Genomic DNA, 15,721 nt, shown 5'->3' on the forward strand with positions numbered 1-15,721 from the left:
AGCTAAATGTTCGTTAATAACAATTATGAATTTTTATTATGTTCAACAAGTAAATGTTTATATATATCCGATAATGTAAGATATTAAAAAATATTTCTCAGATCCGAAGTGAACAACGTTATCTTAAGATTAGTGAAATATATATTTAATAAATAAGTAATATTAGGCTTTAGTTAAAAGCTTTTATAGCATTCAGTTGGATGCAAAGTACTTAATATGGATGTTCCTTGATTAATTTCGCAAGAAAATAATATTCTTGCAGTCGAAATATTGTGGTGGTGAGTATTAAAGAAAGTAAATACATCCATTCTGAGACTTGAGCCAGATATCGAGAGCGAGTAGAGTGGCAATTGCCGTATGCCTTATACAATTCCTAACAACAGTTGCGTTGGATGTGATAACTGCCGTCCTCAATGTCCTACAGGTGCGATCAAAATAGAGAACGATGAATATTGGATCGACCCTTGTCTTTGTAACAATTGCGAAGGTTATTACCCCGAACCGCAATGTGTAATCGCTTGTCCTACAAAATCACCGATTCCTTGGCAAGCGAAAAAGGGAAGATGCAAAGTTGAACCTAGAGATGCCACAAGTTCAGATTTATTTGCCAATGGGAAGAGTAATCCGTTTGCATCAGCGATCGTCATTTGGGAAGCTTGCAACGTGTTGGCACAGCGAACATCTTTACCTTGGCAAATCGATGAACAGGGTTTCTTATGTTATGGGAGACAAGTTAACCAAGGTAAGGGAGCGATCGCATTTCACATTACCGATCCATTTAAAGTAAGTGAAAAAGCAACAGAGTTACAGGCAATTGAAGCACTTGATATCAGAGCTGCTTGCATCCATTTAATTTTTGCTGCTTATGCTACAGCTTCCGAGCAACCTTGGGAGCAAGAGTTTGCGATCGACGATCGCCAAATCGAGAAATATTTAGGATTAGAGAAACGCAAAGACTTGAGTAAAAACGCCAAACTCGCTCTCATGAAAAATATTGTACTGCAAGCTTGCTCGCTGATAACCACCATTGACTGGCCCCAACAAGGTCGAATCAAAGGTTTTTCAGTTACAGGCAGTCGCTTGTGGCACATAGTAGACATTCAGCACTATTTTCAAGAAGATAATCTGGGGTGTAAATATCTAGTCGGGCTAACTTTTAAAGTCAAAGCTGGCATTTGGACGCGGTATTTCTTAAATAAACAAGGATGCAAAGAGCGAACTGCATTTTATCAATATCGCAGTCTGCCCAAATCTTTGTTAAGCACAATCATGAGCATTTGGCAACAACATGAAGGTGCAGCGCGATTAATGCTATGGCTGCTATTTAAAACTAAAATGGGCACTTCCCAACGCATCACCGTTCCCACCTTGGTGAAAGTTGCTTACGGTGAGGAAAAAGTCAACCACGCAACCAGACATCGAGAAGAACGCAAACGACTGCTGCGAACTTTTGAAAGTGATTTGGAAATTCTCCATCATTATGGAATCAAAGCAGTTTTCGACCCGATTACCTATCCACCAGAAATTCAACCTTTGTGGGCAAAGTTAATTGATATTCCCGAAGATCCAGAAGAAGCATTAGAATTTTGGACTACTGACGGTGGTGCTGACACTCGCTTGACAGACACAGGTCCGCGTGGTAAGTGGAATTTGCTGATGAACGCTCGAATTTTGTCGTTTGAACTACCTCCAGAATGGGAACAGCCAATCCCGAAATCTCAGAAAAATCAGCGACAAACTCGAAGCACCAGAAAAAAGATAAAAACCACTGGCGATTTGCTTGGGGAACAGATTTTACAAGCACGAAAAAATCTGAATCTCTCCCAAAGAGAATTAGCAAAGTTGACAGGTAAAAGCCAAAGCTGGATTCGAGATGTCGAAAATGGTCGCTTAAAAGCGAAGTCAGAAGACCAAGCGGTGTTAAGGAAAGTGTTGAATATGGGGTAATAGCAATGTAATTCATAATTAATAATTAATAATTCATAATTTCAATCAGTGTCAGCTTGAATCCACTTAAAAAGTTGACAATTGAATTTTTCATGAGCGTGTTCGCGCTTTACCCATTTTTTATGAATTATGAATTATGAATTAATAATTATATTGTCACCTTTAACCACCCAAAAATATCACCTACCGTCAACTGTAACCCCTGACAGAACTCTGGCACCGGCAAAACACCATCAACTTCTTCAAAAGGTAAAGGTTGTCGTCCCGCAGGATAAACAGCAATGAATCGCTCATCAGGGTCAATTAACCAACCCATTTGAGTTCCGTGGTTGAGAGCGTGTAAGATTTTTTTTGTAACTTTTGTATGGCTTTGTTCTGGGGAAAGAATTTCGATTATCCAGTCGGGTGCTACAGTAAATGTATTGGCAATATCACCATTTTCGTCTATAGGAAGCCTTGCCCAAGAGAATACAGCGACATCGGGAACTATAGAACGTCCTCCAAAAGTGCAACGTAATTCTGGAAAAGCCCAACCAATTTTTTGTACTTTTATAACAGAATTGATTGTGGGACAGAGTTCTCCTTGAATAGTGCTATGTTTTCCTTGAGGCATGGGTTTTTGAATGATTTGACCGTCGATGTATTCTAAGCTTGGCTTAGTTTCTGATAGTGCGAGAAATTCTTCTAGGGTCAATACTTTATTTGCTGCTTCTACCATTGTTATCCTAGCCTCAACTTCTGATAATTTTTTTACCTCCTTTTGCTCCAGCCAAGCAGGGACGTGAAGTTAGTGAAGAGAAATCCAGCTTTCTCTTTCAATGCCAAGGTTCCAGTCGTTCCTTTCTTTAAGGCAGAAATGCGATCGCCTAAATACTGTAATCGTTTCTTGCCCGATCGCATTACATCATCAGAACTTTTGCTCCTCTGAATAAGTTATCTGCTTGTAGACGAAACATTATTCAAGCGATCGCGAATTGCGGTTAATTGTTCAGTATTATTCACTGGCGATCGCGGTGCTGGTAATTCTGTATTGGGCCAATTAAGTAAATCATTACACGGACATAATTCAGGTGGCATTCCCAAGCTTCGCACGGGTACTGGCATGGTACAACGACTGCAATGGCTCATTTCCCAACTCGGTGTCAGCAGTTCGTCAATAGTTTCTTGCGTACCCTCTAAGTAACACTCACCTGTTTCTGGTGAGATAATTTGCTGCCATGTCGTTTCAAATTCGTCACTATAGCGATCGCCTTGAATTACTGGTTGCGGCAACAGACTTGCCGAACCATTATTTATCATCACCTTTTTGCCTAACTGAAACCAGTAGGCGAGGTATTGTTTTACTTCGTGTTTGGTTGCCATACCACAATATTAAGCTTGCGACATCAAATTTCTAATTTGGAATACTTAATTTTAAATTAAGATTTTGGTGGTAACGGGGAACCAAGAACACTGAGATTAAGAACATGACCACCAGTAACTAAATAAACAGCTTCGCAAACCGTAGCCAACTGGCGGATTAAAGAACCAAGGCGATCGCGAAAATTTCTCCCAACCGGATAAGCCGGCACTACACCCCAACCTGTTTCTTCCGCCACAAATATCATATCAGCCGCAACCAAATCCACCGTTTCTAACAATTCTGCAACCGTGTTTTCCCAGATTGCATCCTCCTGAGAGAGTAGATTAGCTACCCAAGTTCCCAAAGAATCTACCAACAGACAGATATTTGGTTGAGCATCCGCAAGAGTAGCGGATAATTCTATCGGTACTTCCAGCGTTACCCAATCTTCAAGACGGCGTTTTTGGTGTTGGGCAATGCGTTGATTCCACTCTGCGTCCGCTGAGTTTTGCGTGGCAGTGGCGATGTAAACAACTTGTTTCTCTGACTGCATTGCGAGAATTTCTGCCCATTCACTTTTACCAGATCGTGCAGGTCCGGTTACGAGGATGACTTTACCCAAAGCTTTTTCCTTAGTATCTTTAATTAATAGTGGTGGCAATTTCTTACTTTGAATTTTTTCACAACCAAAGTGGGATTTTTGGTACTAAATAACTTTTAAGAGATAAAATTAGCACCAGCATTATTTAATGCCACTCGTGGCGAAAAAAGAAAAATCCCATTGAGACACTTCTCAATCATTAGAACACCACTGGGGACAGGATAAGTTAGGTAATTTTTTATGAAAGCAGGCTTAAAACGCATTGAGGCAACTCTACACGATTTGGGAACTAACGGCACAGCCTCAGCCGAAGCTAGTTCTACAAAGCAGTCTTTCTCTTTTCGGATCAGCGTTGGAAGTAGCGAAGCTACAGCAGATGCTGTTTCATCAAAAGAAGGTCTTCGCGAAGCAGACGCACCTGAGTTTGGTACAGAATTTGAGAATCATTCTTATCATCATAACTCAGTGCAAACCTTTCCCACACAAGACAGCGATGGCAGATCGCCGGCACTACCCAAATTCAAAACTCCCAGCTTCACAAGCCATCGCAACGCAGCTAATCCCGCATTAGCACTTAATTTGTTGCAAGAAATTCAAGAAAGCGTTTCGCTTTGGCAAAAAGAATTGCAAAATATTGTCAAACAAATTCAAGATATTTACATAGAAGGTCCGATTGTCAATGGCTGGTTAGAGTCCCAGGCACGAGAAAGCGAACCTGGGGGAACCGCAACCCTGCGTCATGCGGAAGTCGATCGCCTGATGGATTATGTAGAAGAAATTTGCGCGGCTCAAGAAAACGTATCGTATCAATCAGCGCGTACAGGCTACCGTCTTTGCGGTTTAGATTCCTCCGGTCAAGTGTGGTCGCGTCCATGTCCACCCGATCAAGTGCCGATTGTCAGTATGGCGATCGCTCGTTACCAAAAGTTACGCCAACTCCTAGGACGCAAGCAATATCTAGAAACTAGGCTTAGTCAATTAGCGGAAACTCTGGTAGTTTTACACAGTCATATTCAACAAGCATGAACTTTTAACGATTATTTCCGAAAAAACTCGGTTGGTGAGTCAGGAATTTTTGGTATAGATTTAGCGATAAGGAGACAAGGGGACTCCTTGGAGACACGGGGACAAGGGGACAGGAAAAATCACTCTTGAATGCGTGACTTTTGACTCTTGACAAATCCAAAATCAACTTTATGCCAGATCCGCAAATCTCTGCCATTATCTGTACTCACAATCGAGACACCTATTTAGGTGCTGCTATAGATAGCCTTTTGGCGCAATTTGCCGCTGGCTTTGAGGTGGTGGTAGTCGATAATAACTCAAGCGATCGCACGCGCGAAGTTGTAGAACAAAGGTTATCCGATCCGCGTTTGAAGTACGTCTTTGAACCGGTGCTTGGTTTATCTGTCGCTCGCAACACTGGTGCAAAAGAATCTAGGGGGGAAATTCTCGCTTATTTGGATGACGATGCGGTTGCAAGCTCGCGCTGGTTGCAAATATTATATTCTGCCTATGAAAATAACTCTAAGATCGCGATCGCAGGTGGCAAAGTCACTTTATTATGGCCCCCAGGAATCCAACAACCACGTTGGCTATCTCCCGGACTAGCTGCCAATTTGGGAGCATACGACTTAGGGGACAGCATCGTTTACATCGAGCAGCCCGGTTTAACTCCCAGAGGCTTAAATTACTCGATACGCCGCAGCTTTCTCAACGAAATTGGCGGTTTTGACCCTAATCTCGGTCGAGTCGGCAAAAACTTATTATCTAATGAAGAACTGCAAATGACAGAACTTGCCCTTCAACGCGGTTGGCAAGTTGCTTATCTTCCCGATGCTCTAGTTGCTCACAATGTCGCTCCAGAACGCCTCAACCGCTCCTGGTTTTTAAACCGAGGCTGGTGGCAAGGTATCAGTGAGTGCTATCGAGAACAACTTGCCGGTAAAGCCGGTATCGGTCAATTGCAGCGCGGCAGCGAAAGGTTTTTACGCGGCTTGTATAAATCATTGCAACATTTAAGTGACCCAGCAGAACGCTTTGACAAACTTGTGTATGCCTACGGTCAGATTGGTTACTTAAATGCCGCTATTCAGGGTCTTTTATCATCAAATAACAAATAGAAATAACTACTTAATATGTCAGCAAAAATACCAGTTTCCGTATTAATTCCCGCAAAAAACGAACAAGCAAATTTACCAGCTTGCCTCGCTAGCGTCGCTGTTGCCGATGAAGTGTTTGTTGTAGACTCTCAAAGTACCGATAAAAGCGAGGAAATTATTAAAAGTTACGGTGCAAACCTCGTGCAGTTCCACTTTAATGGACGCTGGCCCAAAAAGAAAAATTGGTCTTTAGAAAATCTACCTTTCCGTAATGAATGGGTGCTAATTGTCGATTGCGATGAGCGCATCACCCCCGAACTTTGGGATGAAATTGCTCAAGCAATTCAAAATGATGAACACGATGGTTATTACCTCAACCGCCGCGTATTTTTCTTAGGTAAATGGATTCGCCACGGTGGTAAATATCCTGATTGGAACCTGCGTTTATTTAAACACGCCAAAGGTCGCTACGAAAATCTCAACACTGAGGATATTCCCAACACTGGCGATAATGAAGTTCACGAACACGTTATTTTACCGGGGAAAGTCGGCTATCTGAAAAACGATATGCTTCATGAAGACTTCCGCGACTTGTTCCACTGGTTAGAAAGACATAACCGCTATTCCAACTGGGAAGCGCGTGTTTATTTCAACATTCTCACAGGTAAAGATGACAGCGGCACTATTGGCGCAAATTTATTTGGTGATGCAGTGCAACGCAAGCGCTTTTTGAAAAAAGTTTGGGTACGTTTGCCATTTAAACCATTTTTGCGGTTTATTTTGTTCTACATTATTCAGCGCGGCTTTTTGGATGGCAAAGCTGGATATACCTACGCCCGCTTGCTGAGTCAATATGAATACCAAATTGGAGTGAAACTCTACGAGTTACGTAGTTGTGGCGGGCAACTAAATACTACCAGCACCCCCAAATCGGCAGCACCATCCCTCACGCAAGAAATTCAACAAACGGCAACGTAGAAGATGGGGAATGGGGAATGGGGAATGGGGAATGGGGAATGGGTAATGGGTAATGGACTTTTCTCATTCCCAATTCCCAATTTTCAATTCCCAATTCCCAATTTTCAATTCCCAATTCCCCATTACCCATTACCCATTACCAATTCCCAATTCAAAATTTGATGTCCCAGTTGAATGTGAGTAAACAACCGTCGGTAGTTGATGCAGAACCTTTTGTAGATTTACGCAAGTATGACCAATCCTGGTTCGATCGGGGTCGTCCGGGTTGGTATATTTTATTTTGGTGGTTTGTACAAGCGATCGCCTTTCCACTGACTCCTCAGCCCCTCAGTAATCTCCGTTGCGCTATACTCCGGCTGTTTGGGGCAAAAGTCGGCAAAGGTGTATTAATTCGCCCTACCGCCCGCTTCACTTACCCCTGGAAAATCAGTATTGGCGATTATAGCTGGATTGGTGATGATGTCGTTTTATACAGTCTTGATGAAATCCACATCGGCTCACACTGCGTAATTTCCCAGAAAAGTTATCTATGTACTGGTACTCATGACATCAAAGATCCAGCCTTTGGACTGAAAACAGCAATTATCACCATTGGTAATGGCGCATGGGTAACAACAGATTGTTTTGTTGCCCCAGGAGTGACAATTGGCGCTAACGCCGTAATCGGCGCTCGTAGCACTGTTTTAAGTGACATACCCGCAGGACAAGTAGCTTGGGGAAATCCCTGCCGTCCGAGGTATCCCAGGCAGAAGTGAGTAGATTTGAGAAGTTGAAGCCACTGCTCCAACTTCTTTCTACTAATTTACACATATTTGAGAAATCAAATTCCGTAACCATATGTGCCCTTGGTCGCGGTCATTTTTGTTATGCCACAGTATATCTACGGAAAAACCAGTCATTTCAAATGGTAGTGGGGAAGCATATAATTGCCAAACTTCCACAAATGTTTTGACTAGCTGTGCAGGCAGAGTTGCAATCAAATTTGTATTTACCAAAATAAACGGTACAATCAGAAAGTTGGGTACAGACATGGCAACATTTCGGCTTAGGTTTTGAAGAGCCAAAGCCTTATCTACCAAGCCCACCATATCTTCTTTGGGAGATACAAGCAGGTGAGAAGCTGCGATATACTCCTCTAGAGCGATCGCTTTCTGGAAAAGAAATTTTTCTGCAAACAAACAGACAAAATGCTCTTGGTAAAGTAATTGTCGAGTATGCCACGCTTGAAATTGTGGACAATGCCCGATCGCCAAATCAATTTCGTCAGCATCAAGTAGTTTAGGCGATCGCATCCAATTAGTTGAGCGTACCTGAATTTTCACCTTTGGAGCAAGTATTTCAAGTTGTTTCAATAATTTTGGTAAAAATACTAGCTCTGAGTAATCATCCATACCAAGTCTGAAGATGCGATCGCTCTGTTTGGGGATAAATTGCGACTCGCTGTAAATAGCTGTTTGGACTTGCAACAACACCTCATGGATAAATTCAGCTAACTCAATTGCCTTTGGTGTCGGTGTCATCCCCTTAGATGTCTTGATAAACAAATCATCTTTAAATAGTTTCCGCAGTCGAGAAAGGGCGTTGCTGGTTGCTGGTTGCGACAGCCCAATTTTTTCGGCAGCGCGGGTAAGGTGCTGGGAAGTCATCAACGCATCGAATACAACCAGCAAGTTGAGGTCTACCCCTGCAAGATTGAAATGATGAATGACACTCATATTATTAATAGATTGGACAAATAATTATAATCTTGCGAGTATGGATATAGGAAAGGTTGAGACATAAAAACAAACCTTTACCAATACATATTTTTTAGTAATTTCACAGATTAATATTTAAGGGAATGTAACCATGCTTACTAATGAAAAGCCAAGTGCGAATATTCCTGCTGCGCTGTTTGCTAGCTACATCCAGAAAGACGGCATCAAATTATCGGCAGAAGACAAACTCGAACTAATTGAAAAAACTCAATTATTCGAGCTTGCATTAGATTCACGTCATTTTGATGTCATTGAAGCGTTTGTCACAGACAATTTTATTTATGACCATGCCCTAGCATATCGTGAAGGTAAAAAAGCACACACAGAATTTTGGCAAGCAAACCAGGCAGTTTTGCTAAATGGTATCCGCCATCAACCAGTAAATATTATTGTCTATGGTGAAACAGATGAAACAGCAACCTCAGTTAGCTACTTAAATGTGTTGAAATTTGCTGATACCTCTGAATTACCAGTATCAGACAATCCTCAGCTAATTGCACACGGAATTCAAGTCATGAATTTCCGTAAAGAAAACGAATGGAAGCTTGCACGCTTAACCATTGACCAAATGGCTGTTTCCCAAGTTTTCCCGATTGATGATGCTACACGGCATTACTTCGCAGCCAAAGCGAGTGAGCGTAACCAAATCCGCCAACCACTTTTTTAAGCTGATGATTTGACGGCAATTTTACAGATAAGGAGTTTAGTAATGAAAATTGGCATCATCGGAGCAGGACAAATCGGTGGGACGCTTGCATTCATCTTGGGCACACGCTGGTCATCAAGTGATGGTCAGCAACTCCGGCAATCTCTCAAAACTAGAACCGTTAGTTGCTGAAATGGGTGTTAATGGCTCATCAGGTCAAGCGGATGAAGTTGTAGAGTTTGCAGACGTAATTTTGTTCTCTGTGCTTTGGAGAAAGATGGAACAAGTGCTCAACGGTCTGGGTTCACTCGAAGGCAAAATTGTAATTGATACTATGAATCCGCTCACAACGACTGAGACCATCGTCGGTACTGCACCAGGAGAACACATTTTTGAGATCCCACAAGCCGGCTCTACTTCCGAAGAGCTACAAAAACGATTGGTGGGTGCGCGGATTGTCAAAGCCTTTAATCATTTCCCTGCCGAGCTTTTGGTAAAGGCAACTCAGGAGTCTGACACAAACAAGCTAACTGTCTTTTTGTGCGGAGATGATAAACAAGCCAAGCATTTAGTCGTTCAACTGATTGAAGACAGCGGTTTTATTCCGGTAGATGCAGGTCGTCTATCGAGCGCACATTTGCTGGAAAATTTGGCGAGATTATGGCACGAAGTTATGGAAGCCAATGAACTTAAGGATTTTGCTTTTTCTATCACCCGCTTGAAGTAATTACTAGAAAAGGAAAAATATCACTATGGCTAAGGTAGTTAGTTTTCATCAACTTGGTGATGCAAATGTTCTCAAACTTGAAGATGTACAAGTACGAGAACCCGGTAAAGACGAAATTCGCATCAAAGTTGAAGCAATTGGGTTGAACCGTGCGGAAGTTTTGTTCCGCGAAGGTAATTATGTGGAAATGCCAAAATTGCCTTCAAGTCTCGGTTATGAAGCAGCGGGTATAGTTGAAGCAATTGGCGAAAATGTAACAAACTTAAAGGTAGGCGATAAAGTTAGTACCGGTCCATTTTTTTCGATGCGGGATTACGGTACTTACGGCGAACAAGTGATTGTCCCTGCTAATGCAGCCTTTCGTTATCCTGACAATCTTACTTCCACAGAAGCCGCAACAGCATGGCTGCAATATTTAACTGGATATTTTGCATTTGCAGATGTGGGTAAGTTACAACCAGGGCAATATGTTTTAATTACTGCTGCATCAAGCAGTACTGGATATTCCGCAATTCAACTGGCAAAAATGATGGGAGCGATTACAATTGCTACCACCAGAACCCAAGCAAAACGCCAAAATCTCGTTGATGCAGGGGCAGACTATGTTATTGTTACCAATGAAGAAGATTTGGCAGGTCGAGTCAAAGAAATTACAGGCGATCGCGGTGTAGAATTGGTTTATGACCCAGTTGCAGGTCCCACACTAGCGCAACTTGTGGAAGTGACTGCACCCAAAGGCACTATTATTATTTACGGTACCTTATCGTCAGAACCGACGATTTTTCCCTTGTTACCTGCGATTACGAAGTCAATTAAATTCCCCGTTTATGCTGTTTTTGAGTTTACAGGTAGCGATGCATTGAGTTTATCGCGTAACGAAGAAGCTGTGCAAAGAGGAGTCAAATTTATTTACGAAGGTTTGGCATCAGGACAACTTAAACCTGTAATTGATGAGCGCGTTTTCAAATTAGATGAAATTGTCGAAGCACATCGCTACATGGAATCGAATCAGCAGAACGGAAAAATTGTGGTGACGGTTTAATTGTTAAACCAGCAGTAATCTAGGTAATCAAAAAATACGTAGTCATTTAATTTGATAATTTGTAGAGACGTTCCACTCTTTACGTCTCTACGATGTTTCCATAATTGATAGAGCCTTCAAAAATAGCCTAGCAAAGCCTGCACCGATAGTATCGATCTACTTTCTTAGCTTACGCTAATCCCAGCCAAGAGAAGAGATTTTGCCACCAAGAACTACTTACCTGCCCCACAAGCTTCATTTTTTGGCGAATGTCTTGAATATTCCAGTTAGTTAATTTAGCAAGAGTTTGCGCTTCTTTTTCAAAACGCTTACCCAAAGACCGCTTATATTCTCTTCCCGCAGAACATGTAACTTCACCTGTAAACGGGTGTTGCAAAACGTAACGTCCCTGAAAAGATTCGCGGTTAGAGGTTTGCTGAAACATCAAGTCTTCCGGGAATTTGTCGCGGGTGTAGCGGACATGCAGACGAGAAATGAAAACGCTACTAGAAGGGCTTGGTGGACGAATGCGGCGGGGTGCGGGTGCGTTCACCCCAAAATCATTATCTAGCCAAAATACACCCGCTTGCTTGAGTTCCTGTTGGCTGAGAGGTTCGGCAGAACAAGGATCGCAATTACTCATATCCCAAGCATATTCTAAAAATGCCACTTTTCTATCTTCTTTGATGTAAGAAGTTTGAAACATGGATTTATAAAAGTCGCTAAATTCATCTTTGACAAATAAAGGAATATTATCACCTGAAGGAACTTTCACTGTCCGGTAATTCGTAATTTCTGCCTGTCCTTTGGGCGATAAAATGTAGACAATCAAATCTTGTTCGGTTGTGGCGTTAATCATGCCCAAACGAATTGGCAGCATGAATTTAGGTGAAGAGTAAGAAATTTGCAAAGGACGCAGAAACTGATAGCCAGATTCCTCAAATTTATCTAAGTTGACTTTAGCAACAAAGAATTTCATTGAGGAACGAATGTAAGGCTGAAGTAGCTGTTTTGCCCCTCTAGGAATTTTATAACCGTTGCGGTTCAACCAAGTTTCCAGTCCGCCAGATTCTTTCGCGCTAAGAATTACAATATCGTATTCGCCAACGTTGAAACGCGCTTCGACAGTCACACCTAAATTCTCAGCACTCCTAGCACTTCCTACCCGATTTCTTGGTGCTGCTGGTAATGGTACAGGCAATCTACTACTATTTTCGTAAACTGGCGCACAGGGGTCAGAGTCAAAATATTCTACCAATCGTGGTGCGCTAAAAGCATCTAGGCGCTCAATAATTTTCGGTTGGGCAACGCGCACTTGCTCTTTTTGTAATACTGTCGGTACAGGCACGACAATTGCAAAATCTTTTACTTCGCCCTGAAAGTCATTTGCCATCGTCAAGACAGTGCGATCGCCCGATCGCGCGATCGCCACCTGAGAAGCTTTGTTATACAGCTTTGCATCAGCTTTCGCAACATAAAATCCACAAAATGCCCAAGCCGCCGGCGTAAAACAAAACATAGCGACAAATGTTAGTAGTAAAGAAATTAACAATCGAAAAGGTTTCATGTTTGTTAGTTGATAGTTGATAGTTGTTAGTTGATAGTTGTTAGTTGATAGTTGTTAGTTGATAGTTGATAATTGATAGTGTCTCCCTATTCCCTATTCCCTATTCCCCATTCCCCATTCCCCATTCCCCATTCCCCATTCCCCATTCCCTATTCCCCACTCCCCAAGAAAATCTCGGTGCTTTCCAAAAGGTATCTAGCAAGATAGTCAAAGGGGCAAGGGCAAACAGTGCCCAGAAAACTGCTGTGGAAACAAAGAAATAATTCCGCAGAATAAAAGTTAATATGGCGATGCACATTGCCCAAACTACACGCGCAATTCGGGCGTTGGGAATTGACCGGGGGTCTGTTACCATAAACAGGGCAAATAGCAGCAATGATCCACTCATCAATCGATGCCAGTAAACATCCCAAGTCCAGCCCAGCATCATATTGCGAATTGCTTCCATAAAAGCGTATGTAAGCAAAAAAGCGGCTGTTGTATCCCAACGTCCGACTCGCTTGAGAATCATGCCACCTGTGCCGGCAAATAACAGCCCATACCACCAATCATCACCCCATTGTCCCGGTGAAACCCAAGCATCGGGAGTCAGTAATAAAGCACAAATGATACCAGCGTTGGCGGAATTGAAGAAATGTTTATCGCCGACTTTGAAGACAAATTTACTAGCGATCGCCACAAATCCAGCTAAAGCCATTGTCGTCCAATCATCAGCCCGTAAAAGCAAGCTGAGTCCCAACGCGGTAATTAGAGGACTCCGAAAGTTTGTTTTTTGTCCTTTGTCTGTTGCAAATGACTCTTGACTAATAACCTTTGACAAAAGCCATTGCGTTGATACACAGGTTGCGATCGCCACTGCAATCAACTCTGGTCGCAGCGTCCAATCTCTTGTACCTATTCCCAAAACTAGAAATAAGGAAAGAAATAAAATTTGATAATCTCGTATATCTTTAAGCAACATTGCTTTTTAACTCAGGGATTTCCCCTAAACTTAGGTGTGTCACCAATCTAAACGTGTAGATGCGAAAATCATGCTGCCGTTACAAATTTTGTTACAGTTAAGTTAGATATGGCTATTAATTAGATTAATTAGTTATTTATTTTACATAATACAATTGCGTAAATTTTCTTATAGTAAGCCTTACAAAATCTAAAATCCAAAATTGAAAGACTTAAGATGCAATTCGCTTCGCTATATCCGCTTGTTTACCGAATTCTCAAACCAACGTTTCCTAAGTGTCTTTGGTGTGGAAATCCAAATTCTAAAGCGATCGCACTCACGTTTGATGATGGTCCCCACCCACAATACACGCCGGAACTTTTAGCTGTTTTAGACCGCTATAATATTAAAGCTAGTTTTTTCTGGTTGGGTGTTTGCGTCAATCGAAATCCAGCGATCGCCAAAACAATATGCGATCGCGGTCACTGGATCGGATTGCATAGCTACGATCATCGCAATTTCCCCATGCTTTCCCCAACTGAACTTCAGCAAAGCTTAGAAAAAACCCAAGCTGCAATTCATAGTGCTTGCAATCTCCAACCGTCACAAGTACGTGATGTCCGACCCCCCAACGGCTTCTTTACACCGGAAACTTTAAAATTATTACATCAGTGGAATTACCGTCCAGTTATGTGGAGTGTTGTACCAGAAGATTGGGTAAGACCAGGAGTCGCTACTGTAGTGCAGCGAGTTCTCCAGCAAGTACAAAACGGCTCACTGATTGTTTTGCATGATGGTGCTTGCGGCGGGCAAGATGTTGCCGCTACAGCATCAAGCCTGATTCCCCAATTGCTACAACAAGGCTATCAGTTTGTGACAGTTGATACTTTATGGCAGCAAGCAGCACTCAGGTAATAATCACCTATAAGAAGAGTGCTAGCGCCAATAGTTAACGCTCAACATTTCCGAGGAAGTGTTGCTATCTATGAAGGCGCTGCCAAGTAATACCCTTTTAGAGTAGAATAATAGTATGATACGGTGTCCCGCATACATTTTAATTTAGGTAGTATACGCACTTTGTCACTTGCACGAAGAGTGTCAATAGTCAAGCAATCAAGTACCAACAATTGTTGGCTGGTGCTTATGACCGAAGAAATTAAGAATGAGTGAATTTACTTAAGATACGTTCAAGTTGCTTCTAGCGACTTTGCGCTTGTGAGCTACTTCAGGTTGGGGTGTGCTAGCAAGGGTTGGCTCGTCAGTCCCCAATAGGTCATGTATCTCGCTTAAGGATCTTGATGTTTTTGCCGAAACTTCTTCTTGTGATGCACTTACATACTCAATCAGGTCTTCTACCTGACAGTTTAGAGCTTGGCAAAATCTCACGATTCTTTCAATATGGTCTGTCCCAGTCCTGCCACTCTCCCAGTTTTGGATCGTGCTTTCAGTCACTCCGACAAGACGTGATAGCTCAAGCTGGGTCAGCCCTGCTTTGTCACGCAGAAAGGCGATTCTTGGTTTTGCTTTCTGTTTCACAGCTATAGCACTTTATATTTTAACTTATAGTCGTAGATCCTAGCACCAAAAAAAACCAGCGCCCAGGAATTTCCCAAAAAAAACTTTTGCCCAAACTCTTGACACCCCCAAGAACTTTGGTTAAAACTATTGAGTATGAGATTCACCTCTTTTAGAGGGAGTTTATATAAAGGGCAGATAAAGCGCAAACATTCAATTTGAAAAAAACTTTCAGAAAAATCCGGAATGATGCGACTTTGATTTGAATCTCATAACATCAAACGACAGCGTAAAAACCCTGAGAACTCCTCAAATTTTAAGTATGTATACGCAAATTGAGTCACAGGATTTATAAGTCAGTTTGAACCAACTACAACACACAAATAATCAGGTCTAGAAATATTATGTTGAAGAATTTGGCTTTTGGTTTACTAGCTGCAACTTTGGCGATCGCTCCTGGTGCAGCATTTGCCGGTCAATCTCAAAGCAACGTCCAAGTTACCACACAAGACGGTGCAGCAATCGATGGTAGCACCAACGCTCAAAGCTCCACCAGCACCAACGTGCAACAACAAATT

Annotated in this window: 18 protein-coding genes; 10 read left to right on the forward strand and 8 right to left on the reverse strand. The window is 42.2% G+C overall.

Translation table 11 applies throughout. The features are described from left to right. The first annotated feature begins 357 nt into the window (after positions 1–357). Complete coding sequence (locus PI95_RS06470; RefSeq protein ID WP_039753315.1) at positions 358–1,947, forward strand: helix-turn-helix domain-containing protein; 1,590 nt, start codon at positions 358–360, stop codon at positions 1,945–1,947. A gap of 148 nt (positions 1,948–2,095) precedes the next feature. Here the strand turns inward: PI95_RS06470 and PI95_RS06475 are convergent, their stop codons facing one another. Then, the gene (locus PI95_RS06475; protein WP_039753313.1) at positions 2,096–2,665 is read right to left on the reverse strand and encodes a Uma2 family endonuclease; all 570 of its coding nucleotides are present in this window, start codon (positions 2,663–2,665) and stop codon (positions 2,096–2,098) included. A 72-nt stretch (positions 2,666–2,737) separates the two neighbouring features. On the opposite strand from PI95_RS06475, the gene PI95_RS06480 reads away from it, so the two are divergent. Beyond that, complete coding sequence (locus tag PI95_RS06480) at positions 2,738–2,875, forward strand: hypothetical protein (RefSeq protein WP_163518657.1); 138 nt, start codon at positions 2,738–2,740, stop codon at positions 2,873–2,875. Positions 2,876–2,880: 5 nt separating this feature from the next. Here the strand turns inward: PI95_RS06480 and PI95_RS06485 are convergent, their stop codons facing one another. Together PI95_RS06485 and cobU are read right to left on the reverse strand one after the other, a co-directional pair. Beyond that, positions 2,881–3,309, reverse strand: coding sequence for a hypothetical protein (locus PI95_RS06485; protein ID WP_039753311.1), 429 nt, complete (start codon positions 3,307–3,309; stop codon positions 2,881–2,883). 56 nt (positions 3,310–3,365) lie between these two features. Further along, on the reverse strand, positions 3,366–3,911 hold the full coding sequence (cobU, locus tag PI95_RS06490; protein ID WP_039754170.1) for a bifunctional adenosylcobinamide kinase/adenosylcobinamide-phosphate guanylyltransferase: 546 nt from the start codon (positions 3,909–3,911) through the stop codon (positions 3,366–3,368). A gap of 219 nt (positions 3,912–4,130) precedes the next feature. Between cobU and PI95_RS06495 the strand changes: the two genes are divergently transcribed. The 3 genes from PI95_RS06495 (at position 4,131) to PI95_RS06505 (ending at position 6,970) form a co-directional block, all read left to right on the forward strand. Next, positions 4,131–4,916, forward strand: a complete 786-nt coding sequence (locus tag PI95_RS06495; RefSeq protein WP_039753309.1) for a hypothetical protein — start codon at positions 4,131–4,133, stop codon at positions 4,914–4,916. A gap of 170 nt (positions 4,917–5,086) precedes the next feature. Then, the gene (locus tag PI95_RS06500; protein ID WP_039753307.1) at positions 5,087–6,013 is read left to right on the forward strand and encodes a glycosyltransferase family 2 protein; all 927 of its coding nucleotides are present in this window, start codon (positions 5,087–5,089) and stop codon (positions 6,011–6,013) included. A gap of 15 nt (positions 6,014–6,028) precedes the next feature. After that, a complete protein-coding gene (locus PI95_RS06505; RefSeq protein ID WP_039753305.1) occupies positions 6,029–6,970 on the forward strand; it encodes a glycosyltransferase family 2 protein in 942 nt (313 codons plus the stop codon). On the opposite strand, the gene PI95_RS06510 is transcribed toward PI95_RS06505, so the two are convergent. Beyond that, the gene (locus PI95_RS06510) at positions 6,939–7,100 is read right to left on the reverse strand and encodes a hypothetical protein (RefSeq protein ID WP_163518658.1); all 162 of its coding nucleotides are present in this window, start codon (positions 7,098–7,100) and stop codon (positions 6,939–6,941) included. The two genes, PI95_RS06505 and PI95_RS06510, sit on opposite strands and share 32 nt — an antisense overlap. 31 nt (positions 7,101–7,131) lie before the next feature. Here PI95_RS06510 and hpsU point away from each other — a divergent pair, with 31 nt between their 5' ends. After that, positions 7,132–7,725, forward strand: a complete 594-nt coding sequence (gene hpsU, locus PI95_RS06515; RefSeq protein ID WP_039753303.1) for a hormogonium polysaccharide biosynthesis acetyltransferase HpsU — start codon at positions 7,132–7,134, stop codon at positions 7,723–7,725. Between the two features lie 42 nt (positions 7,726–7,767). On the opposite strand, the gene PI95_RS06520 is transcribed toward hpsU, so the two are convergent. Further along, on the reverse strand, positions 7,768–8,685 hold the full coding sequence (locus tag PI95_RS06520) for a LysR family transcriptional regulator (protein ID WP_039753300.1): 918 nt from the start codon (positions 8,683–8,685) through the stop codon (positions 7,768–7,770). A 133-nt stretch (positions 8,686–8,818) separates the two neighbouring features. Between PI95_RS06520 and PI95_RS06525 the strand changes: the two genes are divergently transcribed. From PI95_RS06525 to PI95_RS06535, 3 genes are read left to right on the forward strand one after another with little or no spacing between them, the layout of a single operon-like run. Further along, entirely contained in the window at positions 8,819–9,394 is a 576-nt protein-coding gene (locus tag PI95_RS06525; RefSeq protein WP_039753298.1) for a nuclear transport factor 2 family protein, read from the forward strand. A 49-nt stretch (positions 9,395–9,443) separates the two neighbouring features. Continuing rightward, positions 9,444–10,100 (forward strand): NADPH-dependent F420 reductase, encoded by a 657-nt coding sequence (locus PI95_RS06530; protein WP_052325828.1) that lies wholly within the window; start codon positions 9,444–9,446, stop codon positions 10,098–10,100. A gap of 25 nt (positions 10,101–10,125) precedes the next feature. Then, complete coding sequence (locus PI95_RS06535) at positions 10,126–11,142, forward strand: zinc-dependent alcohol dehydrogenase family protein (protein ID WP_039753297.1); 1,017 nt, start codon at positions 10,126–10,128, stop codon at positions 11,140–11,142. A gap of 169 nt (positions 11,143–11,311) precedes the next feature. Here PI95_RS06535 and PI95_RS06540 read toward each other — a convergent pair whose 3' ends face one another. Both PI95_RS06540 and PI95_RS06545 read right to left on the reverse strand, forming a co-directional pair. Next, on the reverse strand, positions 11,312–12,688 hold the full coding sequence (locus tag PI95_RS06540; RefSeq protein ID WP_039753295.1) for a DUF2330 domain-containing protein: 1,377 nt from the start codon (positions 12,686–12,688) through the stop codon (positions 11,312–11,314). Between the two features lie 100 nt (positions 12,689–12,788). Further along, positions 12,789–13,649: an RnfABCDGE type electron transport complex subunit D gene (locus PI95_RS06545; RefSeq protein WP_039753294.1), complete on the reverse strand. Its 861-nt coding sequence runs from the start codon at positions 13,647–13,649 to the stop codon at positions 12,789–12,791. Positions 13,650–13,865: 216 nt separating this feature from the next. On the opposite strand from PI95_RS06545, the gene PI95_RS06550 reads away from it, so the two are divergent. After that, entirely contained in the window at positions 13,866–14,543 is a 678-nt protein-coding gene (locus tag PI95_RS06550) for a polysaccharide deacetylase family protein (protein WP_039753293.1), read from the forward strand. Positions 14,544–14,804: 261 nt separating this feature from the next. Here the strand turns inward: PI95_RS06550 and PI95_RS06555 are convergent, their stop codons facing one another. Further along, entirely contained in the window at positions 14,805–15,164 is a 360-nt protein-coding gene (locus PI95_RS06555; protein WP_039753292.1) for a helix-turn-helix domain-containing protein, read from the reverse strand. Positions 15,165–15,721 lie beyond the last annotated feature (557 nt).

Origin of the sequence: Hassallia byssoidea VB512170, from assembly GCF_000817785.2 — a bacterium.
GTDB classification, from domain to species: domain Bacteria; phylum Cyanobacteriota; class Cyanobacteriia; order Cyanobacteriales; family Nostocaceae; genus Hassallia; species Hassallia carrinoi.